Origin of the sequence: Pseudosporangium ferrugineum (genome assembly GCF_003002065.1) — a bacterium.
GTDB classification, from domain to species: domain Bacteria; phylum Actinomycetota; class Actinomycetes; order Mycobacteriales; family Micromonosporaceae; genus Actinoplanes; species Actinoplanes ferrugineus_A.
The window spans coordinates 64,869-90,230 of sequence record NZ_PVZG01000006.1; the positions used below are offsets into that span (position 1 = coordinate 64,869).

Sequence of the window (25,362 nt, forward strand, 5' to 3'; positions counted from 1 at the left end):
CCGAGGGATGATGGGACGCCCCCCGGCGTTGGACAGCGAGTGAGGAACAGCATGACTGCGGCGAAAGAGGTCAGCGTCGGCGTGGCCGACGAGACCGCCCTGCTCGATGAGGTCGCCGACGCCCTGCGTCGGGTCCGTCGCGGCGATCTCAAGGTCCGGCTGGCGCGGCGCAGCGGCACGTTCGGCGAGCTCGTGGACGCGTTCAACGAGGTCGTGTCGCTCCAGGAGCGGCAGAATCTGGACGTACGGCGGATCAGCCGTACGGTCGGGCGCGAGGGCCGGCTCACCGACCGCCTGGACGAGGAGGGCCTCGACGGGGCGTGGGCGGACAGCGTCCGTTCGGTCAACTCGCTGATCGACGATCTCGCGCGGCCGACCACGGAGATCTCCCGGGTCATCGTCGCCGTGGCCGAGGGCGATCTTTCCCAGCACATGGCTTTGGAGATGGACGGGCGACCCCTGCGGGGTGAATTCCTGCGGATCGGCCGGACCGTCAACACGATGGTCGACCAGCTGTCGTCGTTCGCCAGCGAGGTCACCCGGGTGGCCCGCGAGGTCGGCACCGAGGGTGAGCTGGGCGGTCAGGCCGACGTGCGCGGCGTCGCCGGCACCTGGAAGGACCTCACCGACTCGGTGAACACCATGGCGTCGAACCTGACCCACCAGGTGCGCTCGATCTCCCAGGTGGCGACGGCGATGGCCCGCGGCGACCTGTCGCAGAAGATCACCGTCTCGGCCCGCGGCGAGGTCGCCGAGCTGGCCGACACGATGAACGGCGTGACGGACACGCTGCGGCTCTTCGCCGAGCAGGTGACCCGGGTGGCCCGCGAGGTGGGCACGGAGGGCAAGCTGGGCGGCCAGGCCGACGTGCCGAACGTGGCCGGCACCTGGAAGGACCTCACCGATTCGGTGAACTCCATGGCGTCGAACCTGACCAGCCAGGTCCGCAACATCGCCCAGGTCTCGACCGCGGTGGCGAAGGGCGACCTGTCGCAGAAGATCACGGTGGCGGCCCAGGGCGAGATCCTGGAGCTGAAGGACACCGTCAACACGATGGTCGACCAGCTCTCGTCGTTCGCCGACGAGGTGACGCGGGTGGCCCGCGAGGTGGGCACCGAGGGCCGGCTGGGCGGTCAGGCGCAGGTGCGCGGCGTCTCCGGCACGTGGCGGGACCTGACCGAGAACGTCAACCAGCTCGCCGCGAACCTCACCGACCAGGTCCGCAACATCTCCCAGGTCTCCACGGCCGTGGCCAAGGGCGACCTGTCGCAGAAGATCACGGTCGACGCGAGGGGCGAGATCGCGCAGCTCAAGAACACCATGAACACGATGGTCGACCAGCTCTCGTCGTTCGCCGACGAGGTGACCCGGGTGGCCCGCGAGGTCGGTTCCGAGGGCAAGCTGGGCGGTCAGGCTCAGGTCAAGGGCGTTTCGGGTACGTGGCGTGACCTGACCGACAACGTCAACTACATGGCCTCCAACCTCACCAGCCAGGTCCGCAACATCGCCTCCGTCACCACCGCGGTGGCGAAGGGTGACCTGTCGCAGAAGATCACGGTCGACGCCCGCGGCGAGATCCTGGCGCTGAAGTCGACCGTGAACACGATGGTTGACCAGTTGTCGTCGTTCGCCGACGAGGTGACCCGGGTGGCCCGCGAGGTGGGCACCGAGGGCAAGCTGGGTGGTCAGGCGCAGGTGCGCGGGGTGGCGGGCACGTGGCGTGACCTGACCGACAACGTCAACTCGATGGCGTCGAACCTGACCGCGCAGGTCCGCAACATCGCCCAGGTCTCCACCGCCGTCGCCCGCGGTGACCTGTCGCAGAAGATCACGGTCGACGCCCAGGGCGAGATCCTCGAGCTGAAGTCGACCGTGAACACGATGGTCGACCAGCTGTCGTCGTTCGCCGACGAGGTCACGCGGGTGGCCCGCGAGGTCGGCTCGGAGGGCAAGCTGGGTGGTCAGGCGCAGGTGCGCGGGGTGGCGGGCACGTGGCGTGACCTGACCGACAACGTCAACTACATGGCGTCGAACCTGACCGCGCAGGTCCGCAACATCGCGTCGGTCACCACGGCCGTCGCCCGCGGTGACCTGTCGCAGAAGATCACGGTCGACGCCCGCGGCGAGATCCTCGAGCTCAAGGACACCGTCAACACGATGGTCGACCAGCTCTCGTCGTTCGCCAACGAGGTGACCCGGGTCGGCCGCGAGGTCGGCATCGAGGGCAAGCTGGGCGGCCAGGCCCAGGTCAAGGGCGTTTCGGGTACGTGGCGTGACCTGACCGACAACGTCAACCAGCTCGCCTCCACGCTGACCACGCAGCTGCGCGCGATCGCCGAGGTGTCCACCGCGGTGACCCGGGGTGACCTGACCCAGCGGGTGGCCGTCGAGGCCCAGGGCGAGGTGGCGGAGCTCAAGGACAACATCAACCAGATGATCGTGACCCTGCGCGAGACGACCAAGGCGAACGCCGAGCAGGGCTGGCTGGATTCCAACCTGGCGCGGATCGGCGGCCTGCTCCAGGGCCAGCGCGACCTGGGCGAGGTCTGCCGCATGATCATGACCGAGGTGACCCCGCTGGTCGACGCCCAGCTCGGCGCGTTCTTCCTGGTCGACAACGAGGAAGCGGTGATGCGGCTGCGGCTGGCGGCGGCGTACGGCTACGTCGCCCGCAACCACGAGGTCACGTTCGGGCCGGGCGAGGGCCTGGTCGGGCAGGCGGCCGTGTCGCGGCGCACGATCCGGGTGCGGGCCACCCACGACGGCGTGCTGACCATGCGCTCCGGCCTGATGTCGATGCCGCCCAGCGACCTCGTCGTGCTGCCGGTGCTGTTCGAGGGCGAGATGCTCGGCGTCATCGAGTTCGCGTCGGTCGCCGCGTTCAGCGGGCTGCACCTGACCTTCCTCGAGCGCCTGGTCGCCACGATCGGCATCGCGCTCAACACCATCCAGGCCAACCGGCGTACGGAGGAACTGCTCGCCCAGTCGCAGCGCCTGGCCCGCGAGATGCAGGACCAGTCCGCGGAGCTGCAGCGCACCAACGCCGAGCTGGAGGACAAGGCGCAGCTGCTGAGCGAGCAGAAGGGCAACATCGAGACGAAGAACCGGGAGATCGAACTGGCCCGGCTGGGGCTGGAGGAGAAGGCGCAGCAGCTGTCGCGTGCCTCGGCGTACAAGACGGAGTTCCTGGCGAACATGAGCCACGAGCTGCGTACGCCGCTGAACTCCCTGCTCCTGCTGGCCCGCCTGCTCGCGGAGAACTCGGACCGCAATCTGACCGAGAAGCAGATCGAGTTCGCCCGCACGATCCACAGCGCCGGCTCGGACCTGCTGTCGCTGATCGACGACATCCTGGACCTCAGCAAGATCGAGGCGGGCCGGATGGACGTCGAGCCGGACCAGGTCGACTTCGAGGGCGTCCGCAGCTACGTCGAGCAGGCGTTCCGGCCGCAGGCGGACGAGAAGGGGCTCGGGTTCCGGGTGGACGTCTCGTCCGATCTGCCCGAGTCGATCGTCACCGACGCGCAACGGCTCCAGCAGATCCTGCGCAACCTGCTCTCGAACGCGGTCAAGTTCACCGACTCGGGTTCCGTCACGCTGAGCATCTTCCCGGCGCAGCCGGACACCGAGTTCGACATCCCGTCGCTGTCGGCGGCGCGGCAGGTGGTGGCGTTCGCGGTCACCGACACCGGCATCGGCATCTCCGACGAGAAGCTCAACCTGATCTTCGAGGCGTTCCAGCAGGCCGACGGCACCACGAGCCGCAAGTACGGCGGCACCGGCCTGGGCCTGTCGATCAGCCGGGAGTTCGCGGCGCTGCTCGGCGGCACGATCGTGGTGTCGTCGGTGCCGGGCGAGGGTTCCACGTTCACCCTCTACATGCCGGACGCGCTGATGCCCGACACGATGCCGGCGTCGACGCCGGTGCAGCAACTCCCGCTGGACGCCGCGCGGCCGGCGCGGGCGGGGACGCTGTCGTCGCTCGACCTGCCGCTGCTGACCGCCCAGCCCGATCCGGAGCCGCACCAGGTGAGCCCGGCGAGCCGGCAGCTGGACGGCGCCACGGTGCTGATCGTCGACGACGACGTCCGCAACGTCTTCGCCCTGACCAGCGCCCTCGAGATGCACGGCCTCAACGTCCTGTACTCGGACAACGGGGTCGACGGCGTCCGGCTGCTGGCCGAGCACCCGGAGGTGGACATCGTGCTGATGGACGCGATGATGCCCGACCAGGACGGCTACGAGACCACCCGCGGGATTCGCCGCAACCAGCGCTTCCAGGACCTACCGGTAGTGTTCCTGACAGCGAAGGCGATGCCCGGCGACCGCGAATCGGCGCTGGCGGCGGGGGCGAGTGACTACATCACCAAGCCCGTCGACCTGGATCAGCTCATCGAGCTCATGGCCCGGTGGGTGAACGCCTCCGACAGCACCGGGACGGAGAGTGAGCGTGGCTGACCGCGCCAAGGCCCTGCTGGTCGACGACCGGCGTGACAACCTGCTCGCCCTGGAGGCGATCCTGCAGGGCCTGCCTGTGCAGGCGGTCGCGGTGGAGAGCGGCGAGGCGGCGCTGAAGCAGCTCCTCGTGGACGACTTCGCGGTCATCCTGCTCGACGCCCAGATGCCCAACATGGACGGGTTCGAGACGGCCGGCCACATCAAGCGCCGCGAGCGCACCCGGCACGTCCCGATCCTGTTCCTCACCGCGGCCGACCGCGACGCCCAGCTCGCCCTCCGGGGTTACGCGGTCGGCGCGGTCGACTACCTCACGAAGCCGTTCGACCCGTGGGTCCTGCGCGCCAAGGTCTCCATCTTCGTCGAGCTGTGGACCAAGACGCAGCAGCTCAAGGCGCAGGCGGAGGCAACCAGGGAGCGCGACGCCCAGTGGCAGCGGCTGACCGACCTCGTCGACGAGGCCGCCCAGAAGCTGCGGTCCGGCGCCGGGAACGCCCCGGCCGAGGCGCTGGAGCTGCTGGAGAAGGCCCGCTGGGGCACCTGAGTCCGCGGCGGGGATGACCGGAAACGGTCAGGCGGTGGAGGAGATCATCAGCGCCGAGCGCAGGCCGGTGATGTCCAGCACCCGCAGCAGGAAGTCGCCGACGTTGGTGAGGGCGAGGACCGCGCGGGCGTGCTGGGCCTTGCGGCTGAGCACGACCAGCGTGCCGAGGCCCTGGGAGTCGCAGAAGGTGACGCCGGCCATGTCCAGCACGAGGCGGGCGGGCAGCTCGGGCTCCTGGAGGACCTCGTTGACCATCGCGGACAGCCGCGTCACGGTGAGCACGTCGATCTCCCCGGCGAGGTGGAAGACGACCTCGTCGGGGGCGCGGTCAACCGCGATGGACAGCTCCGGGCGCTCCACCCCGCCACCCTATCGCGGGTGGCCGGTTCCGGCCTGCCGGACGCGGTGGCGGCCGGGTCGCGCGCGGGGTGCAAGGTGATGTGAACAACCCTCGTGCGGGGCTGGCCGGACGCCACCCCGACCGCGCTGACAGAATGGGATCTGCCGTGACCACCTCAGACCGCGCCGGCAGCACTCCGTATCCGGAGGACGCCCCGGCCTCCCAGACGCTCTTCGACCGCGCCCAGGCCATCGTGCCCGGCGGGGTCAATTCACCCGTGCGTGCGTTCCGGGCCGTCGGCGGCGTGCCGCGGTTCATGGCACGCGGCGAGGGCCCGTGGATGGTGGACGCCGACGGGCGCCGCTACGTGGACCTCGTCTGCTCCTGGGGCCCGCTCATCCACGGCCACGCGCACCCGGCGATCGTCGCCGCGGTGCAGGCCGCCGCGGCCCAGGGCACCAGCTTCGGCACCCCCACCGAGGGCGAGGTCGAGCTGGCCGAGGAGATCGTCCGGCGTACCCCGGTCGAGCAGGTGCGCCTGGTCAGCTCGGGCACCGAGGCGACGATGACCGCGATCCGGCTGGCCCGCGGCTACACCGGCCGGTCCAAGATCGTGAAGTTCGCCGGCTGCTATCACGGCCACGTGGACGCCCTGCTCGCCTCGGCCGGTTCCGGGGTGGCGACCCTCGGGCTGCCCGACTCGCCCGGCGTCACCGGCGCGGCGGCGAGCGAGACGATCGTGGTGCCGTACAACGACGTGGCGGCGGTGGAGGCGGTCTTCGCCGAGCAGGACGACATCGCCGCGATCATCACCGAGGCGGCGGCCGGGAACATGGGCGTCGTCGCGCCGCGGGACGGCTTCAACCGGCGGCTCGCCGAGATCGCCCACGCGAACGGCGCGTTGCTCATCGTCGACGAGGTGATGACCGGCTTCCGGGTCTCGGCCGGCGGCTGGGCGGGGCTCGAGCCGGTCGACGCCGACCTGTTCACGTACGGGAAGGTCATGGGTGGGGGTCTGCCCGCCGCGGCCTTCGGCGGCCGGGCCGGGATCATGTCCCGGCTGGCCCCGGCCGGGCCGGTCTACCAGGCCGGCACGCTCTCCGGAAACCCGCTCGCCTGCGCCGCCGGGCTGACCAGCCTGCGCCTGGCCGACGACGGTGTCTACAAGCGCCTCGACGAGCTCGCCGCCACGGTGAGCGGGCTCGCCACCGACGCGCTGACCACGGCCGGTGTCCCGCACCGGCTGTCGACCGCGGGCAACATGTTCTCGATCTTCTTCACCGAGGCGGACGTCGTCGACTACGACTCGGCGAGGACCCAGGACGCGGCGGCGTTCAAGGCGTTCTTCCACGCGATGCTCAGCCGCGGGGTCTACCTGCCGCCGAGCGCCTACGAGTCGTGGTTCGTGTCGACGGCGCTGGACGACGCCGCGCTGGAGACGATCGGGGCGGCGCTGCCGGCGGCGGCACGCGCGGCGGCGGCAGCGGGGAGCAGCTCATGACGGAACCGACCCGGACCACGGTGCACGTGCTGCGGCACGGCGAGGTGCACAACCCGGCCAAGATCCTGTACGGCCGGCTGCCCGACTTCCACCTCTCCGAGCTCGGCCGGCAGATGGCGAAGGCCGCCGCGGAGGCCCTCGCCGACCGCGACGTCACGCACGTGGTGGCCAGCCCGCTGGAGCGCGCGCAGGAGACGGCCGAGCCGTTCGCCGAGCAGTTCAAGCTGGAGACTGCGACCGACACCCGGCTGATCGAGAGCGCCAACTTCTTCGAGGGCAAGAAGGTGTCGGTCGGCGACGGCGCCTTCACCAACCCGCGCAACTGGTGGGTCCTGCGGGACCCGATCACCCCCAGCTGGGGCGAGGCCTACCTGGTGATCGCGCAGCGGATGTTCGCCGCGGTGCAGGCCGCGCGGGTCGCCGCCGAGGGGCACGAGGCGGTGTGCGTGTCGCACCAGCTTCCGATCTGGACGCTGCGCCGCTACGTCGAGAAGAAGCGCCTGTGGCACGACCCCCGGCGCCGGCAGTGCGGGCTGGCGAGCCTGACGTCGTTCCGCTTCGAGGACGCCAAGGTGGTCGGCATCGACTACTCCGAGCCCGCCGCCGCCCTGGTCGCGATGTCGCCCGGCGCCAGGAACGCCAAGGGGGCCTGACCCGATGCGCCGGCTCGCCGCTGTCGTCCTCACCGCCGCCGTGGCGGCCGGTGCGCTGGCCGGGTGCGGCAGCGAGAGCTGGGAGAAGAAGTGCACGACGAACGCGGACAACGTCATCGAGTGCACCCCTGAGCAGCGTCCCGAGGCCCGCGAGGTGACCGGCGAGCTGCTCGACGGCGGCACGTACGACGTCGCGCAGGACCGCGGCAAGGTCGTGGTGGTCAACTTCTGGGGATCGTGGTGCAACCCGTGCCGCGCGGAGGCGGACGATCTCGAGGGCACCTACCAGGCGACCCGGGCGAAGAACGTCGCGTTCGTCGGGGTCAACTCGCGCGACGACCGGGACTCGGCGAAGGCGTTCGAGCGGGGACGGGTCACCTACCCGAGCATCTACGACCGGGACGGCAGCGTCGCGCTGAAGTTCGACGTGACGCAGGTCAGCACCCCGGCGACGCTGATCCTGGACCGGCAGGGCCGGATCGCCGCCGCCATCCGCGGCGCCACGATCCAGAGCGTCCTGCAACCGGTGGTCGAGCGCATCGCCGCCGAAGGTACGGGCTGACGTCGTGGGCAACTCGTTCGCGAACACGGCGAGCAGCGGCCCGCTGATGCTGGCGATCGCCGCCGCCACGCTGGCCGGCCTGGTCAGCTTCCTGTCGCCGTGCATCCTGCCGCTCATCCCCGGCTACCTGTCCTATGTGACCGGCCTCGCCGGCTCCGACCTGAACGCCGCCGAGGCGGACGGGCAGCAGGCCCGGACGAAGGGCCGGATCCTGGCCGGCACCAGCCTCTTCGTGCTCGGCTTCGCGGTGGTGTTCACGCTGATGGCGACGCTGGTCGCGAACATCGGCATGACCCTGCAGACGCACCGGCAGACGCTGAACATCGTCCTCGGCGTCCTGGTCATCGCCCTCGGCCTGGCGTTCCTCGGGGTGATCCCCGGCATGCAGCGCGAGTTCCGCATCCACAAGCTCCCGAACGCCGGCCTGATCGGCGCGCCCGTCTTCGGCGCGCTGTTCGCGCTGTCCTGGATCCCGTGCGTGGGCCCGACGCTGGGTGCGGTCCTCGGCCTCGCCACCACCGCCGGGCAGACCGACCGCGCGGTCACCCTGGCGCTCGCGTACAGCCTGGGCCTCGGGGTGCCGTTCGTACTCTTCGGGCTGTTCTTCCGACGGCTGCTCGGCGTCTTCCGCGCGGTGCGCCGCAACAGCCGCTGGGTGACCCGGGTCGGCGGGGCGCTGCTCATCGTCGTCGGCGTCACGCTGGTCACCGGCGGCTGGGACAGCTTCCTGATCTGGCTGCAGACCACGTTCACGTTCGACGGGACGCTGCTGTGACCGCCGTGGAGGAGCGACCGGCGCCGGCCGCCGCGCCGCCGCCGCGCCGGCCCCACCGGGTGTGGGCGCTGCTGCGCAACTCGTGGCGCCAGCTCACCAGCATGCGTACGGCGCTGGTGCTGCTCTTCCTGCTGGCCGTCGCCGCCATTCCCGGTTCGGTGCTGCCGCAGCGAGCGCTCAACGCGGAGAAGGTCGTCGCCTACTTCCGCGAGCATCCCGATCTGGCGCCGGTCCTGAACCGCCTCGGCGGCTTCGAGGTGTACGCGTCCCCCTGGTTCGCCGCCATCTACCTGCTGCTCTTCACGTCGCTGATCGGCTGCGTGCTGCCGCGGCTCGTGGACCACTTCCGCGCGCTGCGCACCGTACCCCCGGATGCTCCCCGGCGCCTGGAGCGTCTCCCGCAGTTCGCGGCGGCACGGGCGCGATCCGCCTCCCCGGCCGATGCGGCGAAGGCCGCGGCCGGCGCGCTGCGCAAGCGGCGGTTCCGCACGGTGGTCCGCGAGCGCGAGGACGGCACCTGGACGGTCTCCGCCGAGAAGGGCTACCTGAAGGAGACCGGCAACCTGCTCTTCCACTTCGCGTTGCTCGCGGTGCTGATCGGCGTGGGCTTCGGGCACTGGTACGGCTGGCACGGCAACCGTCTCCTGGTGCAGGGCACCGACCAGGGGTTCTGCAACTCCGTCACGCAGTACGACGAATCCTCGCTCGGCCCCCGCCTGGACGCCGCCGACCTGCCGTTCTTCTGCCTGCGGCTGACCGGCTTCGAGGCCGCCTTCCAGCCCACCGGCCAGCCGAAGACGTTCGAGGCGACCGTCGACGTGCAGGAGAAGCAGGACGGTGCCTGGCGTCCGGCGCGCTTCACGGTCAACGATCCGCTGCGCCTTCCGCACGCGAACGTCCACCTGCTCGGGCACGGCTACGCGGTGGCCCTGCGCTACACCGACCGGTACGGCGACCAGCAGACGAAGGTCGTGCCGTTCCTGCCCCGCGACGGCATGTTCACCAGCGAGGGCGTCGTGCAGTTCCCGGACGTCAACATCGACCCGCGGACGAACAAGCGGGACGAGAACCTCCAGGTCGGCTTCGAGGGCGTCTACCTGCCCACGGTCGATCCGAAGGGCGGCCCGACGTCGGTGTTCCCGGCCGAGAACGATCCCGTGCTGTTCCTGACGGCGTACCGGGGGAATCTCGGTGTGGATGCCGGCCTGCCCGGCTCGGTCTACGCGCTGGACCGGTCGCAGATCGTCAGCGGCGCCCTCAAGCAGGTCAGCGGCGAGCGGCCGGAGCGGCTCAAGCCGGGCGCGTCGTGGAAGCTCGACGACGGCACCCGGCTGGAGTTCCTCGGCACCCGGCCGTTCGCCACGCTGTCGGTCCGCTCCGACCCGACCCAGCCGCTGGTGCTGGGCGGCGCGGTGCTCGGCCTGCTCGGCCTGATGTTGTCGCTGGCCGGGCATCGGCGCCGGCTGTGGTTCCGGATCTCGCCCGGCGAGCGGTCCGGTAGTTTGGTGGAGGCCGGTGGCCTGCCCCGCACCGACTATCCGGGCTTCGACGAGGAGTTCGGTCAGGTCGTGGGTGCGGCCCGCGGTTCGGATGAAGGGACGCCGTGATGGCGGAGTTGTCGGATCAGTTGATGGCCGTCACGGTGCTGGCCTACCTCGCCGCGATGGTCTGCTACGCGGCGGAGTACGCGTTCGGCGACCGCAGCCACATCGGCCGCGCGGCCACCCGCCCGGTCCGTCAGCTGGTCGGCGCCGGCGTCGGCGGCCCGGTCGTCAAGGTGCCGCCCGCGGCCGACGTCGTCACCGGTGGACCGGCCGACGAGGTGCCGCCCCCGGACGACGCGGTGGAGCAGCCACCGCGGCGCGACCGGGGCGTCCTGTTCGGACGGATCGCCGTCGGCCTGACCTGGCTCTCCTTCGCCCTGCACCTGAGCACGGTGGTCACCCGCGGCCTCGCGGCGCATCGCATGCCGTGGGGCAACATGTACGAGTTCATCCTGGCCGTGACCCTGGTCGGCGCGGCGGTGTGGCTCGGCGTGCTGACCCGCAAGCCGGCCGTCCGGCACCTGGGGCTGTTCGTCGCGCTGGCGCTGGTCGTGCTGCTGGGCGCGGCGGGGCTGATCGCGTACACGCCGGTGGGTCCGCTGGTCCCGGCGCTCAACTCGGCCTGGTACATCGTCCACGTCTCGACGATCATCGTGTCCAGCGGCATCTTCCTGGTCGGCGCGGTGCCCGCGGCCATGTTCCTGATCCGCGGCGGGTACGACGCCGGCAAGCGCAGCTTCCCGTACACGCTCGGCGCCCGGGTTCCGGCCGCGACGGCGCTGGAGCGGCTGACGTTCCGCATGCACGCGTTCGCGTTCCCGCTGTTCACCTTCGGCGCGCTGATCGCCGGCCCGCTGTGGGCGGAGGCGTCCTGGGGCCGCTACTGGGGCTGGGACCCCAAGGAGGTCTGGGCGTTCATCTCGTGGGTCGTCTACGCCGCCTACCTGCACGCCCGTGCCACCCCGAGCGTCAAGCGCTCGACGGCGACCTGGATCGCGCTGCTCGGCTTCGCGACCATGCTGATGAACCTGTTCGGCGTGAACCTGTTCTTCGCCGGTCTGCACTCGTACGCGAACGCCGGCTGAATTTGCACGCTGGTGCAAGGATTTGCATCCCGCGTAACCTGAGCCCGTGACAAGCAGGCTGCAAGCCGTCGCGCAGTACGCCGGGGTCTCGGAGGCAACCGTCAGCCGGGTGCTGCACGACCGTCCCGGCGTCGCGCAGGCCACCCGGGACGCCGTGCTCACGGCGCTGGACGTGTTCGGTTATCCCCGTCCGCGGCCGGTGCGCGCGGAGCGGGCCCGGCTCATCGGCCTCGTGCTCCCGGACCTGGCGAACCCGATCTTCCCCGCGTTCGCCGACGTCCTGGGGGTGTCGCTGGTCCAGCGCGGGCTGGTGCCGGTGCTCTGCACGCGGACGTCCGACGGCGTGTCCGAGGCGCACTACATCCAGATGCTGCTGGCGCACCAGGTGGGCGGGATCGTGTTCGTGGGCAGCAGTTTCGCCGACGCGGGCGCCGAGCAGGGGCGTCAGCTCATGGAGCGGCGGCTGCCCATGGTGCTGATCAACGCGGCGGACGAGAATCTGGGCGTACCGCACGTGAGCATCGACGACGCGGCGGCGGTCCGGCAGGCCACGGCGCATCTGACCGGGCTGGGGCACGAGCGGATCGGGCTGGTGCTCGGGCCGTACGGGCACGTGCCGTCGATGCGCAAGCTGGCCGGCTTCCCCGGTGATCCGGAGCTCGTCGAGCACACCGTGTTCTCGCTGGAGGGCGGGCGCGCGGCCGCCGCCCGGCTGCTGGAGCGCGGGGTCACCGGGCTGGTCTGCGCGAGCGACGCGCTGGCGCTCGGCGCGGTGCGCGGGGTCCGCAAGGCCGGCCTGGACGTGCCCGGCGACGTGTCCGTGGTCGGTTTCGACGATTCGGCGTTCATGGGCGTGACCGATCCGCCGCTGACCACCATGCGCCAGCCGGTACGCGAGATGGCCGCGGCGGCGGTGTCCTCGCTCGTGGCCCAGCTCGACGGCCGCCCGGCGGTCGGCGACGAGGTCACCTTCGACCCGGAGCTCGTGGTCCGGGGCACGAGTGGCCCGCGCAAGTCGTAGATTTGCACTCCTGTGCAAACAGCCGACGTGAATACCTAGACTTCTTTGCACGGGCAGTCCTATCCTCGGCCTACGCCGCGCGTCATCGATCGGTTTGCATCCCACCGACAGGCCGATGTTCTCGCTGGTCGCGGCGGCCGCTCCGGAAGGGACCTCCCTGCGATGAAAAGACTCCTCGGCACAACTCTCGCTCTTGGCGCGCTCCTCCTCGGCAGCGCCTGCAACGCCGACAACGACGACGCGAACGACACCGGCGACGGCCCGGTGACCATCACGGTCAACGGCCTGCCCCCGGACACCGACCCGGTCAACCGGGCGAACTTCGAGAAGGACGTCAAGGACTTCACGGCGAAGTACCCCAACATCAAGATCGACGCCCGCGAGGGCATGATGGACGCCCAGACGTTCTCCGCGAAGCTCGCGGGCGGGCAGCTGGAGGACGTCTTCTACGTCTACTTCACCGACCCGCAGTCGCTCATCCGCAAGCGCCAGGTCAGCGACATCAGCAAGTACCTCGGCGACTTCCCGGACACCGGGAACATCAAGCCGCAGCTGTTGAAGGTCTTCTCCGACGAGGGCGGCAAGGTCTACGGCCTGCCCTCGCAGAACTACTCGCTGGGCCTGGTCTACAACCGCGACCTGTTCACCCGCGCCGGGCTCGACCCCGACTCCCCGCCCCGGACCTGGGCGGACGTCCGGGCGGCGGCCAAGAAGATCAGCGCCCTCGGCGACGGCATCGTCGGCTACGGCGACTACAGCAAGAACAACACCGGCGGCTGGCACTTCACCGCGGAGATGTACTCCCGCGGCGGCGACGTGGCGGTCCGCGACGGCGAGACGTGGAAGGCCGGGTTCCACAACGCCACCGGCCGCGAGGTGCTCCAGCAGCTCAAGGACATGCGCTGGACCGACGACTCGATGGGCCGCCGCCAGCTGCTCGAGTATGCCGACCTGCTGCAGATGATGGGCAGCAACAAGCTCGGCATGTACCTCGGCACCGGCAGCGACATCGTCAACATCGTCAACCAGTACAAGGGGAAGTTCGCCCCGCTCGGCCTCGGCCCGATCCCGGACGGCAAGGGCACCCTCGGCGGCGGCGACGGCTACATGTTCAAGGCCGGCCTCAGCCCCGCGAAGATCAAGGCCGGGCTGACCTGGCTGAGCTTCACGACCGTGAACTCCGAGCGGGTCGACGCGGACAGCGCCCGGTCGAAGTCCCGCAACCAGCCCGTCGGCCTGCCGCAGCCCAACATCTGGGTGGCCGGCTCCGGGAGCGAGAAGCGCCTCCTCGACGCCCGCGCCAAGCACGGCAACGTGCCGAAGGAGAACTTCGCGGCGTTCGCGGCGACGGTCGACACCATCCCGCTCAAGCTCGAACCGCCGCTCGCCCAGCAGGTGTACGCCGTCCTCGACGTGCCGATGCAGAAGGTGCTGACCGACCGCAACGCCGACGTCGACGCGCTGTTGGCGGCGGCCGAGACGCAGGTCAACGGCGTACTGGCCGGTGTGCGATGAGGGCGCTGCTGATCGCCGCCCTGATCGCCGTCACGCCCACCGCCTACGCCGCGACCGCCCTGGACGAGGCCGAAGCGGCGCAACTCTCCGGCGGCGCCAGGTGGGAGACCGAGCACCCCGGCTACACCGGGACGGGCTACGTCGGCGGCTTCACCGACGGCAACCGCGGCACCGCGACCGCGACCTTCGCGATCACGTCACCCTCGGCGGCCGACACGACCGCGACCCTCCGGTACGCGAACGGCACCGGCTCCACCCGCACGATGTCGCTGATCGTCAACGGCGTGACCCGGCAGTTCAGCCTCCCGCCGGTGGGCGGCTGGGACGCCTGGGGAACGGTCACCCAGCCGCTGTCGCTGAACGCCGGGGCCAACACGGTCGCGGTGAAGTACGGCACCGGCGACAACGGCAACATCAACCTGGACAACCTCACCGTGGCGCAGGCGCCGGCGCCGGGCCCGGCCGGGGGCGAGTTGGAGAGCGCCTTCCTCGCCGGCGGGGCCACCGTGGGCTCGGACGTCGCCGGGTTCACGGGCAGCGGGTTCGTCACGAATCTGAACGGCGGCGCGCGGGTCGTGCGTACGGTGGCCCGGACCGCGGCCGGGACCGCGACGACCACCCTGCGCTTCCGCAACGCCACCGGAAGTGCCCGCACCCTGTCGGTCTACGCCAACGGCCTGAAGCAGGGACAGATCTCGCTGCCCGCGGGGGACGGATGGCGCACGGCCCAGCGTGACCTGCCGCTGCGGGTGGGGCTCAACCTCCTCGGCTACCAGGTCGACGCCGGCGACTCCGGTGGCGTGCAACTCGACAACGTGGCCGTGGCCGGCAGCACGCCGCTCGCCGCCCGCGGCGCGACCGTTCCCTACACCACCTTCGAGGCGGAGGCCGGGCAGACCAACGGCAGCGTGCTCGCCGCCGGCCGCACCTACACCACCGAGCAGGCGGAGGCGTCCGGGCGGCGGGCCGTCCGGCTCACCGGCACCGGACAGTACGTCCAGGTCACGCTCACGAAACCGGCCAACGCGCTGACCGTACGGGCGAGCATCCCCGACGGCAGCACTACCCCGCTGGCCGTCTACGCGAACGGCACCAAGGTCACCGATCTGGCCCTGACCTCCAGGTACAGCTGGATGTACGGCGCCTACCCGTTCACCGACGGTCCGGGCGGCGCCAACCCGCACCGGTTCTTCGACGACGCGCGGGTGCTGCTGCCGCGGACGTACCCGGCCGGCACGGTGCTCAAGGTGCAGAAGGACAGCACGGCGAGCGCGTACGTGACCGTGGACCTGCTCGAGACCGAGGAGGCGGACGCCGCGTATCCGGCGCCGGGCGGCTACGTCAGTGTCACCGCGTACGGCGCCACCCCGAACGACAACAGCGACGACACCAACGCGTTCCGTACGGCGGTCTCGCAGGGCCGGGGCGTCTACATCCCGGCCGGAACGTTCGTGCTCAGCGGCACGGTGAGCGTGGCCGGCATCGACGTCCGCGGGGCCGGCATCTGGCGTACGGTCCTCAGCGGCCTGAACCGGCGCGGCGGCTTCCTGGTCACCGGCAGCAACACCACACTGGGCGACTTCACCCTCGACGGCGACGTCACCACCCGCGACCCGGACTGCTGCCCCGGCTCCGACGCCGCGATCGAGGGCGACTTCGGCACCGGCTCGCTGATTCACCACGTGGCCACCAACCACGCGAAGGTCGGGCTGTGGGTCACCGGCAACACCGACGGCCTGTACGCGGCCGGCCTGCGCATCCGCAACACGATGGCGGACGGCGTCAACTTCACCGGCAACACCCGCAACAGCCGGCTGGAGCAGACGACCGTACGGAACACCGGCGACGACTGCCTCGCGATGTGGTCGTGGAGCGCCACCGGCACGGTCCGCAACACGGTGTTCGCCTTCGTCTCGGCGGCGCTGCCCATTCTCGCCAACACCGCCGGCATCTACGGCGGCACGGACAACCGGATCGAGGACAGCCTCTTCACCGACGTGGTGTTCCAGGGCTCCGGCGTGACGGTGTCCAGCTGGCACAGCGCCAACCCGTTCGGCGGTACGACCGTCGTGCGGCGCAGCACGCTGACCCGTACCGGATCGCACAGCCTCGACTGGGGCAGCGACATCGGGGCGCTCTGGGTCTACGCCGAGGCGAACGACATCGCCGGCGCGGTGCTGTTCCAGGACCTCGAGGTCACCGACAGCAGCTACCAGGGGCTGCTGCTGAGCTGGCAGAAGAGGGTGAACAACCTGACCCTCGACCATGTCGCGTTCGCCGGCACCGGCACGCTCGGCATGGAGTTCAACAGTCCGGGCACGGGGTCGTTCAGCTACGTGACCGTCTCCCGTACGGGCGGCGCGGCGCTGGCGAACAACGCCGGCTTCACGATCAACCGCGGCCCGGGCAACAGCGGCTTCTGATGGGGGTGACCGTGTCTCACGAGTGGTGGCGGACGGCGGCGATCTACCAGGTCTACCCGCGGTCGTTCGCGGACGGCGACGGCGACGGGATCGGTGACCTGGCGGGCGTCCGCGCCCGCCTGGACCACCTGGTCGACCTCGGCGTGGACGCCGTCTGGTTCGGCCCGTGGTACCCGTCGCCGATGGCCGACGCCGGGTACGACGTGGCCGACTACCGCGACGTCGATCCGCTCTTCGGGACGCTCGACGAGGCCCGGTCCCTCATCGCCGACCTGCACGACCGCGGCCTGCGGTCCATCGTGGACATCGTGCCGAACCACTGCTCCTCGGAGCACGCGTGGTTCCGTGAGGCCCTAGGTGCGCGCCCGGGGAGCCCGGCCCGGGACCGGTTCTGGTTCCGGGCCGGGCGGGGCGAGCACGGCGAACTCGCCCCGAACGACTGGCAGTCCACATTCGGCGGCCCGGCCTGGACCCGGCTGCCGGACGGCGACTGGTATCTGCACCTCTTCGACCCCGGACAGCCCGACCTGAACTGGGACAACGCCGAGGTCCGGGCCGAGTTCGAGGACGTGCTCCGGTTCTGGTTCGACCTCGGCGCGGACGGCATCAGGATCGACTCCGCGGCCATGTGCGTGAAGGATCCGGCCCTGCCGGAGGTCCGGGAGGGTGCCCCGCATCCGTACGTCGACCAGGACGGCACCCACGACATCTACCGCTCCTGGCGTGCCGTGGCCGACTCGTACGACCCGCCGCGCGCGCTCATCGGCGAGGTGTGGCTGGCGGACAGCGAGCGGTTCGCGGCGTACCTGCGACCGGACGAGCTGCACACCGCGTTCAACTTCGACTTCCTCGGCTGCCCGTGGGACGCCAAGGAGTTGCGCCGGATCATCGACGACACCTTCGCCGCGCACGCCCCGGTCGACGCCCCGCCGACCTGGGTGCTCGCCAACCACGACGTGACCCGGCACGTCACCCGGTACGGCCGCGCCGACACCGGCTTCGACTTCGCCCTGCGCGGTGCCCGCCACCGGCTGCCCACCGATCCGGTGCTCGGGCTGCGCCGGGCCAGGGCGGCCGCGCTGCTCACGATGGCGCTGCCCGGTTCGGTCTACGTCTACCAGGGTGACGAGCTCGGGTTGCCCGAGGTCGAGGACCTGCCCGACGAGGTTCGGGACGATCCTATGTACCTACGTACCGATGGTGCCGATCCGGGGCGGGACGGGTGTCGCGTACCGCTGCCGTGGACCCCTGACGAACCGTCGTTCGGCTTCGGCGGCACGCCCTGGCTGCCGCAGCCGCGCGGATGGGCCGGGCTCGCCGTCTCGGCCCAGCGCGAGGACCCCGCCTCCACCCTGCACCTCTACCGCGCGGCGCTGCGTCTGCGCCGCTCCCTCGCCGGGCCGATGGCCTGGCGGGACGCGCCCCCGGAGGTGCTGGCCTTCGCCCGCCCCGGCGGCTTCGTGTGCGTGGTCAACCTGTCCGGGGGAGCGGTGCCGCTGCCGCCGTACGAGGAACTCCTGCTGGCCAGCGGGGAACTCGACGACGGCCGGCTGCCGAGCGACACGGCGGCCTGGCTGCGCGTCCTAGACTCGGGCGCATGACCCGCAGACTCGCCGACGTGGCCCGGCACGTGGGGGTCAGCCAGGCGACGGTCTCCCGGGTGCTCAACGACAAGCCGGGCATCTCCCGGGCTACCCGCGACGCCGTGCTGACCGCCCTGGACGTGCTGGGCTACGAGCGTCCCGCCAAGCTGCGCGGCGAGCGGGCCCGGCTGGTCGGCATCGTGCTACCGGAGATGGCCAACCCCGTCTTCCCGGCCCTGGCCGAGGCGATGGCGGGTGCGCTGGCGAAGCGCGGCTTCAGCCCGGTGCTGTGCACCCGTACGGTCGACGGCGTCAGCGAGGCCGACTACGTCTCGATCCTGCTCGAGCAGCAGGTCTCCGGGGTCCTCTTCGGCGGCGGCCACTACCAGGAGGGCGACGCCGACCACGGGCACTACGCGCTGCTGCGGGAGCGGAGCCTGCCGACGGTGCTGGTCAACGCCGCGGTGGACGGGCTGGGCTTTCCGCAGGTGGGCACCGACGACGCGCACGGCACCGACATGGCGTACGCCCACCTCGCCGCCCTCGGCCACGACCGGATCGCGGTGCTGCTCGGGCCGGCCGACCACGTGCCGAGCGCGCGGCGGCTCGCGGCGTACCTGGCGGCCCGCGACCGGCACGGCCACGACGGCCCGGTGATCGTCGGCCGGTCCCCGTTCACCATGGCCGAGGCCCAGGTCGCGGCTGCCCGGCTGATCGGCGAGGGGGCCCGGGCGCTGATCTGCGCCGGCGACGTCATGGCGATCGGGGCGATCCGGGCGGCGCACCGCCTGGGCCTGTCGGTGCCCGGGGACGTGTCGGTGGTCGGCTTCGACGACTCCCCGGTGATGGCCTGCACCGACCCGCCGCTGACCACGATCCGGCAGCCGGTCGACGCGATGGGCCGCGCGGCGGTGAGCCTGCTGCTGCACCAGATCGAGGGGCATCCCGGCCGGCGCGAGGAGCTGCTGTTCGAGCCCGAGCTCGTGGTCCGCGCCAGCACCGGCGCGGCGCCCAGGTCAGCCCCGCGGCTTGCGTGACGGCCGGCCGGTGCCGCCGCCCTCGCCCCCGCCCGGGCAGTCGCCCGCGCTCCACGTGTCGTAGTGGGTGATCCAGTCGAGGCAGAAGCCGCCCGCGCGCTGCGGGGCCGGGTCGCCGGTCAGCGTCGCGACGTCCTCGCGCCAGAACTGCGCCGGGCCGCCGCCGGGGGGCCGGAGCTGCACGTTGTCCACGGTCGCCGGCGGCACCCGCAGCCGCGCCGGACGGCCCGCGTCGACGTGCACCTCGACGTACTGCTCGACGTACGCGCCGGAGCCGAGCGGCAGCTTCTGGGCGGTCAGCAGGTTCCAGCGGTTGTCCCACCACAGCCAGGCCTGCCAGACGCCGTCCCCGTCCGTGTGCAGATCCACCCAGAGCCGGTCGCCGGGCCGCAGCCGGTACTGGTCGTAGAACTGCCAGGTCTTCGTGTTGGTGTTGAACGTGTAGATGTGCTGGCGGCCCTGACCGGCCCAGCCCGTCTCGGCCCAGCCGGCCTCGAGCCAGGCGATCTCGCCGCCGCCGAGGTCCCGCTTGACCATGAAGCGGCCGGCCACGAAGTCGTACGTGTTGCGCCGGACGGTGCCGTCGACCACCTGGATCCGGCCGGTGACGCCGCTCCACTCCCCGCCGGTGCCCGCGCCGAGGTGGTGGTAGCCGCTCGGGGTGGAACGGCCGCGGACCTGATCCATCCGTACGCCGGACTCCAGCACCCGCACCGGCGCCTGGCACGCCCCGGGCGCCCGCCGGCCGGGCGGCCCGGTCGGCGCCGTCGTCGAGGAGTTGCCCGGCTCACACACCGGCAGCCGGCCGCCGCCGTGCGACTCCGCCGGACCGGCGACCGCCAGGCCGGTGACCAGGCCCGCCAGGGCGCACCACCGTGCCACGACCCGGAACCTCACGCCGCCACCCGCCCCCTCACCAGCACCTGAATGACCCGATGAATCAACGCCGGACGAGATCATCGAGTGACGGGTGACAGACTGGGGGGCATGGCTGCCAAGGGCTTTCCGTACCACGATCTGCAGAGCTTCGTCGCGGCCCTGGAGGCGGCCGGTGAGCTGCGCCGGGTGCGCGTGCCGGTGGATCCGGCGCTGGAGATCAGCGAGATCGTCACGCGAACCGTCCGGGCCGGCGGTCCGGCCCTGCTCTTCGAGCGGCCGACCCGCGGCGAGATGCCGATCGTCGTGAACCTCTTCGGCACGGAGAAGCGCATGGCCATGGCCCTGGGCGTCGACGCGCTGGACGAGATCGGCGACCGGATCGGCGCGCTGATCAAGCCGGACCTGCCGGTCGGGTGGTCCGGCATCCGGGAGGGGCTGGGCAAGGTGCTCCAGCTCAAGTCGGTGCCGCCGAAGAAGGTCAAGACCGCGCCCTGCCAGGAGGTCGTGCTCAAGGGCGACGAGGTCGACCTGGACCGCCTGCCCGGCCTGCGGGTCTGGCCGGGCGACGGCGGCGTGTTCCACAACTACGGCCTGACCCACACCAAGCACCCCGAGACGGGCAAGCGCAACCTCGGCCTCTACCGCCTGCAGCAGCACTCGAGGAACACGCTGGGCATGCACTGGCAGATCCACAAGGACTCGACCGCCCACCACGCGGTGGCCGAGCGCCGGGGCGAGCGGCTGCCGGTGGCCGTCGCGATCGGCTGTGACCCGGTAGTGAGCTACGCGGCCAGCGCGCCGCTGCCCGGCGACATCGACGAGTACCTGTTCGCCGGCTTCCTGCGCGGCGAGCGCGTCGAGATGGTCGACTGCCTCACCGTCCCGTTGCAGGTCCCCGCGCAGGCGCAGATCGTGCTGGAGGGCTACCTGGAGCCGGGGGAGCGCGCGCCGGAGGGCCCGTTCGGCGACCACACCGGCTTCTACACGCCCGTCGAGCCCTTCCCGGTGCTGCACATCGAGTGCATGACCATGCGCAAGCAGCCGCTCTACCACTCGATCGTCACCTCGAAGCCGCCGCAGGAGGACCACGGCCTGGGCAAGGCCACCGAGCGGATCTTCCTGCCGCTGCTGCGGATGCTGATCCCGGACATCGTCGACTACGACATGCCGGCCGCCGGCGTCTTCCACAACTGCGTCATCGTCTCGATCCGCAAGCGCTACCCGAAGCACGCGCAGAAGATCATGAACGCGATCTGGGGCGCGCACCTGATGTCGCTGTCGAAGCTGATCGTCGTGGTGGACGAGGACTGCGACGTGCACGACTACCACGAGGTCGCGTTCCGGGCGTTCGGCAACGTCGACTACGACCGCGACCTGCTGCTCACCCAGGGCCCGGTGGACCACCTGGATCACGCGTCCTACCAGCAGTTCTGGGGCGGCAAGGCGGGCGTCGACGCCACCCGTAAGCTGCCGGGCGAGGGCTACACCCGCGGCTGGCCGGAGGAGATGACCATGTCGCCCGAGGTGGTCGCCCTGGTCGACAAGCGCTGGAAGGAATACGGCATATGACCGCGGTGGCGTCCGAGGAGCGACCGGGCCGGATCAGGGCGTTCCTCAAGCTGGTCGCCATCGAGCACTCGGTCTTCGCGCTGCCGTTCGCGTACCTGTCGGCGTTCGTGGCGATGGACCGCGACGGCTCCGGCGTGCACTGGGTGGACCTGTTGCTCGTCACGGTCGCGATGGTGTCCGGGCGGACGTTCGCGATGGCCGCCAACCGCATCCTCGATCGCCGCATCGACGCGCAGAACCCCCGTACGCAGAACCGCGAGCTCGTCACCGGCGCCGTGAGCGTCCGTACGGCCTGGACCGGCGCGGTGGTCTCGCTCGTGATCCTGTTCGTCGCGGCGGCCCTGCTCAACCCGCTGTGCCTCGTGCTGTCGCCACTCGCCGTGATCCCGCTGGTCGTCTACCCGTACGCGAAGCGCTTCACGAACTTCCCCCACTACATCCTGGCGCTGGCGCAGGCGGTGGCGCCGGTCGGGGCGTGGCTGGCGATCACCGGCACGTTCGACGGGTCGGGGCCGGCCTGGGTGCTCGGCGTCGCGGTCGGCCTCTGGATCGGCGGCTTCGACATCATCTACGCCTGCCAGGACGTCGAGGTGGACCGGCGGATCGGGGTGCACTCGACGCCGGCCCGGTTCGGTGTCCGCACCGCCCTGCACATCTCGACGGCCACCCACGTCGTGACCTTCGCGCTGTTCGTATGGTTCGGCCAGCTGGCCGGCCTCGGCTGGCTCTGGTGGCTCGGGCTGGCCATGACCGCCGTGGCCTTCGCCTACCAGCACGTCGTGGTGACGCCGCAGGACCTGTCGAAGGTCAACCGGGCGTTCTTCACGGCCAACGGCTTCGTCGCTATCGCCCTGTTCCTCTTCGCCCTGCTCGACCTCGTCCTGCTGTAGGTGCGTGGGCACCCCGGCCGGGGTGCCCACGACGAAGCCGCTGTCAGTTGCCGATCTTGCCGGCCAGGGGATCCTGCCAGGCCACGCAGGACGGCACCTCGGTGACGACGTCCTCGCGCCAGCCCAGGCCGGTCTGGTCGCGCGGAGGGTTCGGGTTCTCGGCGTCCGGGACGGGGTAGAGCTTCTGGAAGCTGACCACCAGCGTCGCGCCCGGCGGGATCCGATCGGGGGAGATGACCCAGAACGGCAGTTCCCGGTTCATGGGGTCCGGGAAGACGATGATGCCGTTCAGGACCGACTCGCCGTTCCCGACCGGCACCGGCTCCCGCTGCGTCACGAAGTCCGGATGCCTCCGCAGCTTCTCCCGGCAGTCGGCCTGCCCCTCGAAGAAGACCGTGCGCGCGTTCGCCCGGGCCAGGTCGGCGTTGAGCCGTTCCAGGTCGTCGATCTGGTCCACCTTCACCGACACCCGGACCGAGCCGTCCCCCTGCCGCTCGACCGTGTAGGCCACCGCCCTGCTCCCCTGGGACCACGGCTGGACGATCACCAGACCGCTGGCGCTGACGGCGGCGGCCACGGCCGCGGCGGCCAGCACGAGGCGCCGGCGCGTCTGCCGCGGCCGGGCGGGAACGGGCGCGTCCGGCGCGTGCAGCACCCGGTCGAGCATCGCGCGGGCGGAAGGTTCGTGCGGGTCCGGGTGCCCGGTCGCGGGGTCGGCGTCGCGCAGCCTGCGCAGGGCGGTCGTGACGGTGTCGTTCATGCCTGGCTCCTTGATCTCGTGACGACGGGTGGGGTCACCCGCTGATTCGGAACGGGCTGTTCCGCGGCCAGCAACCGGGCGGCGAAGCGGCGGCGGGCCCGGTGCAGCCGCACCTTCGCCGCCGTACGCGTGCACCCCAGGACGATGGCCATCTCGGCCACGTCGAGGTCCTCCCACTCGCTGAGCCGCAGCACCTCCTGGTCCATCGCCGACAGTCCGGCGAGCACCCGTTGCACCCGGAGCTGCTCGCCGACCGGTCCCGACGCGTCCTCCGCCCACCCGGCCTCCGTCGTCTCGAGCCGGGCCGACAGCCGCTCCCGCCGATTGCGCGAACGCAGCTCGTTGGCGATGACGTGGCGGGCGGTGGCGTAGAGCCAGGCCCGCGCGTGGTCGGCCGGCATCTCGGCGAACCGGCGCCAGGCGATCAGGAAGGTGCCGGCGACGATGTCGGCGGCGCTGTCCCGCCCCACCCGGCGGCCGGCAAAGCGGATGAGCTCCGGGTAATGGTCGGTGAACAATGCCTCGAAACGTTCCCGGGCGTCCTCGTCGTCGGTTGGCATGATTGGGAATCTCCGTCAAGGCCGCGGCGGTTACCGCGTGATCGTCGACAACCGAGATCGATACCCACCGTAGTGGCATCCTTGGGTGATGCGCAGTCCGTGGATCATCGGCGTCTCCGGGGCCTCCGGCACGCCGTACCCGCGAGCCGTCATCGGGGCGCTCCTCGACGCCGGCGAGGCGGTGGACCTGGTGATCTCCCGGGCCGCCCGGCTCACCCTGCTCGACGAGACGGGGGCGAGCGTCCGGGACGCGCACTGGAAGGACGACGTCGCCGCGTGGTTGGGGCGTGACCTCGGGGACGCCGACCTGGCGTACTGGCCGGCCGGCGACCTGGCCGCCGGGCCGAGCAGCGGTTCCTACCCGGCTAAGGGCATGGTGGTGGTGCCGGCGAGCACCGCGGCCTGCGCCGGCATCGCGATCGGGCTGTCCAAGGACCTGCTCCAGCGGGCCGCCGAGGTCACGCTCAAGGAGCGCCGCCGTACGGTGATCGTGCCGCGCGAGACCCCGGTGACCCGCAGCCACCTGGAACACCTGATCGCCCTGCACGACGCCGGGGCGGTGGTGCTGCCGGCCTCACCGGGCTTCTACGGCTCCGGTGCCGGCGCCACCGCCCAGCAGCTGATCGACTTCGTGGCCGGCAAGGTGCTCGACGCCCTCGCCGTGCCGCACGAGCTGTTCACGCGCTGGCGCGGAGAGCTCGGCGGCGGTCAGCGCAGCCCGTTGGGCGGACCGTAGCTCGGCCCGGGGTTCGCCGGCCCGGCGTTGCGGGGCCGGTTCGCGGCGTCGTCCTCGCGCATCTCCTCGACCACGCCGTCGCCCTCGAGCAGCGCCCGCACCTCCGACTCGCGGAAGCGGCGGTGACCACCCGGAGTTCGGATACTGCCGATGCGTCCCGCGGCTGCCCAGCGCGTCACCGTCTTGGGGTCGACCCGGAACAGCGCGGCCACCTCCCCGGGCGTCAGCAGTCGATCTCCTGTGTCCACGGCCCTCTCCTCGCGTCGTTATGGAGCGCCGGTGGTCACGGTGCGTGTCGGCGTGCTCGATCGGGACGTACAGCCATTAGAGCATCGGGAAAAACAGCAAGTCGCTGAAATGCGGAAAAAGCCCTAGTTGCGACGTTGACCATTATCCTGGCTGGCTGGGGTGGTCGCTGACCGCTACCGGGCGTGAGTGCCCGGACAGCTCACACTAACCTCTGAAGCCATGGATGCCATCGACCTGCGCCTGATCGGCCTTCTGCGGGACAACGCCCGCTCCTCGTACGCGGAGCTCGCCCGGCAGGTGGGCCTGTCCGCGCCCGCCGTGCACGAGCGGGTCGGCAAGCTCGAGGCCGCCGGGACGCTGCGGGCGTACCGGGCCGAGGTCGAGCCGGAGGCCATCGGACTGGGCGTCACGGCGCTGATCGGCATCATCGAGGACTCCGGCGCCGACACCGACGACGTGCTCGCCGCCCTGCGGATCATGCCCGAGATCGAGTCCTGCTACTTCATGGCGGGCGTGGAGTCGTACCAGCTGACCGTCCGGGTCGGGACCATCGCCGAGCTGGAGCAGCTCATCGTGCGGATCAACCGGACACCAGGGGTCGCATCCACCCGGACCGCCATCGCGCTGTCGACCAAGTGGGAGAACCGGCCTCAGCCGGGGCGCGACCCGGCGGTAGGTTGA

General features: G+C 71.3%; 22 protein-coding genes. 17 read left to right on the top strand and 5 right to left on the bottom strand.

All coding sequences use genetic code 11. From position 1 onward, the window contains the following. Nucleotides 1–51: 51 nt before the first annotated feature. Nucleotides 52–4,458, top strand: a complete 4,407-nt coding sequence (locus CLV70_RS14400; protein ID WP_106126991.1) for a hybrid sensor histidine kinase/response regulator — start codon at nucleotides 52–54, stop codon at nucleotides 4,456–4,458. Next, nucleotides 4,451–4,999 carry a response regulator gene (locus CLV70_RS14405; protein ID WP_106127270.1) on the top strand — a complete coding sequence of 183 codons (549 nt, stop codon included), beginning with the start codon at nucleotides 4,451–4,453 and terminating at the stop codon, nucleotides 4,997–4,999. Before CLV70_RS14400 ends, CLV70_RS14405 begins: the two co-directional genes overlap by 8 nt. A 27-nt stretch (nucleotides 5,000–5,026) precedes the next feature. Here the strand turns inward: CLV70_RS14405 and CLV70_RS14410 are convergent, their stop codons facing one another. Further along, nucleotides 5,027–5,359 carry an STAS domain-containing protein gene (locus CLV70_RS14410; RefSeq protein ID WP_106126992.1) on the bottom strand — a complete coding sequence of 111 codons (333 nt, stop codon included), beginning with the start codon at nucleotides 5,357–5,359 and terminating at the stop codon, nucleotides 5,027–5,029. A gap of 134 nt (nucleotides 5,360–5,493) precedes the next feature. Here CLV70_RS14410 and hemL point away from each other — a divergent pair, with 134 nt between their 5' ends. The 11 genes from hemL to CLV70_RS14465 all read left to right on the top strand — a co-directional run bounded on the left by hemL (nucleotide 5,494) and on the right by CLV70_RS14465 (nucleotide 19,038). Next, on the top strand, nucleotides 5,494–6,840 hold the full coding sequence (hemL, locus tag CLV70_RS14415) for a glutamate-1-semialdehyde 2,1-aminomutase (protein ID WP_106126993.1): 1,347 nt from the start codon (nucleotides 5,494–5,496) through the stop codon (nucleotides 6,838–6,840). Further along, nucleotides 6,837–7,493, top strand: a complete 657-nt coding sequence (locus CLV70_RS14420; RefSeq protein WP_106126994.1) for a histidine phosphatase family protein — start codon at nucleotides 6,837–6,839, stop codon at nucleotides 7,491–7,493. The genes hemL and CLV70_RS14420 overlap by 4 nt, the downstream gene beginning before the upstream one ends. 4 nt (nucleotides 7,494–7,497) lie before the next feature. Further along, on the top strand, nucleotides 7,498–8,055 hold the full coding sequence (locus tag CLV70_RS14425; protein ID WP_106126995.1) for a TlpA family protein disulfide reductase: 558 nt from the start codon (nucleotides 7,498–7,500) through the stop codon (nucleotides 8,053–8,055). Between the two features lie 46 nt (nucleotides 8,056–8,101). Then, nucleotides 8,102–8,830 (top strand): cytochrome c biogenesis CcdA family protein, encoded by a 729-nt coding sequence (locus CLV70_RS14430; protein ID WP_425440162.1) that lies wholly within the window; start codon nucleotides 8,102–8,104, stop codon nucleotides 8,828–8,830. Beyond that, on the top strand, nucleotides 8,827–10,437 hold the full coding sequence (gene resB / locus CLV70_RS14435; protein ID WP_106126997.1) for a cytochrome c biogenesis protein ResB: 1,611 nt from the start codon (nucleotides 8,827–8,829) through the stop codon (nucleotides 10,435–10,437). Before CLV70_RS14430 ends, resB begins: the two co-directional genes overlap by 4 nt. After that, nucleotides 10,437–11,459, top strand: coding sequence for a c-type cytochrome biogenesis protein CcsB (ccsB, locus tag CLV70_RS14440; protein WP_106126998.1), 1,023 nt, complete (start codon nucleotides 10,437–10,439; stop codon nucleotides 11,457–11,459). Before resB ends, ccsB begins: the two co-directional genes overlap by 1 nt. Before the next feature lie 46 nt (nucleotides 11,460–11,505). Beyond that, the gene (locus CLV70_RS14445; protein ID WP_106126999.1) at nucleotides 11,506–12,480 is read left to right on the top strand and encodes a LacI family DNA-binding transcriptional regulator; all 975 of its coding nucleotides are present in this window, start codon (nucleotides 11,506–11,508) and stop codon (nucleotides 12,478–12,480) included. A 162-nt stretch (nucleotides 12,481–12,642) separates the two neighbouring features. Next, nucleotides 12,643–13,995, top strand: coding sequence for an ABC transporter substrate-binding protein (locus tag CLV70_RS14450; RefSeq protein WP_106127000.1), 1,353 nt, complete (start codon nucleotides 12,643–12,645; stop codon nucleotides 13,993–13,995). Next, nucleotides 13,992–16,418 carry a glycosyl hydrolase family 28-related protein gene (locus CLV70_RS14455; RefSeq protein ID WP_106127001.1) on the top strand — a complete coding sequence of 809 codons (2,427 nt, stop codon included), beginning with the start codon at nucleotides 13,992–13,994 and terminating at the stop codon, nucleotides 16,416–16,418. The genes CLV70_RS14450 and CLV70_RS14455 overlap by 4 nt, the downstream gene beginning before the upstream one ends. Beyond that, entirely contained in the window at nucleotides 16,418–18,019 is a 1,602-nt protein-coding gene (locus CLV70_RS14460; RefSeq protein ID WP_106127002.1) for a glycoside hydrolase family 13 protein, read from the top strand. The genes CLV70_RS14455 and CLV70_RS14460 overlap by 1 nt, the downstream gene beginning before the upstream one ends. Further along, on the top strand, nucleotides 18,016–19,038 hold the full coding sequence (locus CLV70_RS14465) for a LacI family DNA-binding transcriptional regulator (protein WP_106127003.1): 1,023 nt from the start codon (nucleotides 18,016–18,018) through the stop codon (nucleotides 19,036–19,038). Before CLV70_RS14460 ends, CLV70_RS14465 begins: the two co-directional genes overlap by 4 nt. Here the strand turns inward: CLV70_RS14465 and CLV70_RS14470 are convergent. Continuing rightward, on the bottom strand, nucleotides 19,018–19,935 hold the full coding sequence (locus tag CLV70_RS14470; protein WP_245908227.1) for a hypothetical protein: 918 nt from the start codon (nucleotides 19,933–19,935) through the stop codon (nucleotides 19,018–19,020). The two genes, CLV70_RS14465 and CLV70_RS14470, sit on opposite strands and share 21 nt — an antisense overlap. Before the next feature lie 90 nt (nucleotides 19,936–20,025). On the opposite strand from CLV70_RS14470, the gene CLV70_RS14475 reads away from it, so the two are divergent. Together CLV70_RS14475 and mqnP are read left to right on the top strand one after the other, a co-directional pair. Then, nucleotides 20,026–21,486: a menaquinone biosynthesis decarboxylase gene (locus tag CLV70_RS14475; RefSeq protein ID WP_106127004.1), complete on the top strand. Its 1,461-nt coding sequence runs from the start codon at nucleotides 20,026–20,028 to the stop codon at nucleotides 21,484–21,486. Then, complete coding sequence (gene mqnP / locus CLV70_RS14480; protein WP_106127005.1) at nucleotides 21,483–22,376, top strand: menaquinone biosynthesis prenyltransferase MqnP; 894 nt, start codon at nucleotides 21,483–21,485, stop codon at nucleotides 22,374–22,376. The genes CLV70_RS14475 and mqnP overlap by 4 nt, the downstream gene beginning before the upstream one ends. Nucleotides 22,377–22,419: 43 nt before the next feature. On the opposite strand, the gene CLV70_RS14485 is transcribed toward mqnP, so the two are convergent. Beyond that, the gene (locus CLV70_RS14485; RefSeq protein WP_106127006.1) at nucleotides 22,420–23,136 is read right to left on the bottom strand and encodes a hypothetical protein; all 717 of its coding nucleotides are present in this window, start codon (nucleotides 23,134–23,136) and stop codon (nucleotides 22,420–22,422) included. Continuing rightward, complete coding sequence (locus tag CLV70_RS14490) at nucleotides 23,133–23,696, bottom strand: RNA polymerase sigma factor (protein ID WP_106127007.1); 564 nt, start codon at nucleotides 23,694–23,696, stop codon at nucleotides 23,133–23,135. Before CLV70_RS14490 ends, CLV70_RS14485 begins: the two co-directional genes overlap by 4 nt. Nucleotides 23,697–23,784: 88 nt before the next feature. Here CLV70_RS14490 and CLV70_RS14495 point away from each other — a divergent pair, with 88 nt between their 5' ends. After that, complete coding sequence (locus CLV70_RS14495) at nucleotides 23,785–24,432, top strand: UbiX family flavin prenyltransferase (protein ID WP_106127008.1); 648 nt, start codon at nucleotides 23,785–23,787, stop codon at nucleotides 24,430–24,432. Here the strand turns inward: CLV70_RS14495 and CLV70_RS14500 are convergent. Then, nucleotides 24,405–24,680 carry a BldC family transcriptional regulator gene (locus CLV70_RS14500; protein ID WP_106127009.1) on the bottom strand — a complete coding sequence of 92 codons (276 nt, stop codon included), beginning with the start codon at nucleotides 24,678–24,680 and terminating at the stop codon, nucleotides 24,405–24,407. The genes CLV70_RS14495 and CLV70_RS14500 overlap by 28 nt on opposite strands. Nucleotides 24,681–24,900: 220 nt before the next feature. Here CLV70_RS14500 and CLV70_RS14505 point away from each other — a divergent pair, with 220 nt between their 5' ends. Continuing rightward, a complete protein-coding gene (locus tag CLV70_RS14505; RefSeq protein WP_106127010.1) occupies nucleotides 24,901–25,362 on the top strand; it encodes an Lrp/AsnC family transcriptional regulator in 462 nt (153 codons plus the stop codon).

What these genes read in the sequence shown, in the direction of transcription:
- CLV70_RS14505 (WP_106127010.1), top strand. Translation starts at nt 24,901, where the DNA reads ATGGATGCCATCGACCTGCGCCTGATCGGCCTTCTGCGGGACAACGCC.
- CLV70_RS14420 (WP_106126994.1), top strand. Translation starts at nt 6,837, where the DNA reads ATGACGGAACCGACCCGGACCACGGTGCACGTGCTGCGGCACGGCGAG.
- CLV70_RS14450 (WP_106127000.1), top strand. Translation starts at nt 12,643, where the DNA reads ATGAAAAGACTCCTCGGCACAACTCTCGCTCTTGGCGCGCTCCTCCTC.
- CLV70_RS14485 (WP_106127006.1), bottom strand. Translation starts at nt 23,136, where the DNA reads ATGAACGACACCGTCACGACCGCCCTGCGCAGGCTGCGCGACGCCGAC.
- CLV70_RS14455 (WP_106127001.1), top strand. Translation starts at nt 13,992, where the DNA reads ATGAGGGCGCTGCTGATCGCCGCCCTGATCGCCGTCACGCCCACCGCC.
- CLV70_RS14430 (WP_425440162.1), top strand. Translation starts at nt 8,102, where the DNA reads ATGCTGGCGATCGCCGCCGCCACGCTGGCCGGCCTGGTCAGCTTCCTG.
- hemL (WP_106126993.1), top strand. Translation starts at nt 5,494, where the DNA reads ATGGGATCTGCCGTGACCACCTCAGACCGCGCCGGCAGCACTCCGTAT.
- CLV70_RS14495 (WP_106127008.1), top strand. Translation starts at nt 23,785, where the DNA reads ATGCGCAGTCCGTGGATCATCGGCGTCTCCGGGGCCTCCGGCACGCCG.
- CLV70_RS14475 (WP_106127004.1), top strand. Translation starts at nt 20,026, where the DNA reads ATGGCTGCCAAGGGCTTTCCGTACCACGATCTGCAGAGCTTCGTCGCG.
- CLV70_RS14460 (WP_106127002.1), top strand. Translation starts at nt 16,418, where the DNA reads ATGGGGGTGACCGTGTCTCACGAGTGGTGGCGGACGGCGGCGATCTAC.
- CLV70_RS14490 (WP_106127007.1), bottom strand. Translation starts at nt 23,696, where the DNA reads ATGCCAACCGACGACGAGGACGCCCGGGAACGTTTCGAGGCATTGTTC.
- CLV70_RS14425 (WP_106126995.1), top strand. Translation starts at nt 7,498, where the DNA reads ATGCGCCGGCTCGCCGCTGTCGTCCTCACCGCCGCCGTGGCGGCCGGT.
- ccsB (WP_106126998.1), top strand. Translation starts at nt 10,437, where the DNA reads ATGGCGGAGTTGTCGGATCAGTTGATGGCCGTCACGGTGCTGGCCTAC.
- CLV70_RS14400 (WP_106126991.1), top strand. Translation starts at nt 52, where the DNA reads ATGACTGCGGCGAAAGAGGTCAGCGTCGGCGTGGCCGACGAGACCGCC.
- mqnP (WP_106127005.1), top strand. Translation starts at nt 21,483, where the DNA reads ATGACCGCGGTGGCGTCCGAGGAGCGACCGGGCCGGATCAGGGCGTTC.
- CLV70_RS14465 (WP_106127003.1), top strand. Translation starts at nt 18,016, where the DNA reads ATGACCCGCAGACTCGCCGACGTGGCCCGGCACGTGGGGGTCAGCCAG.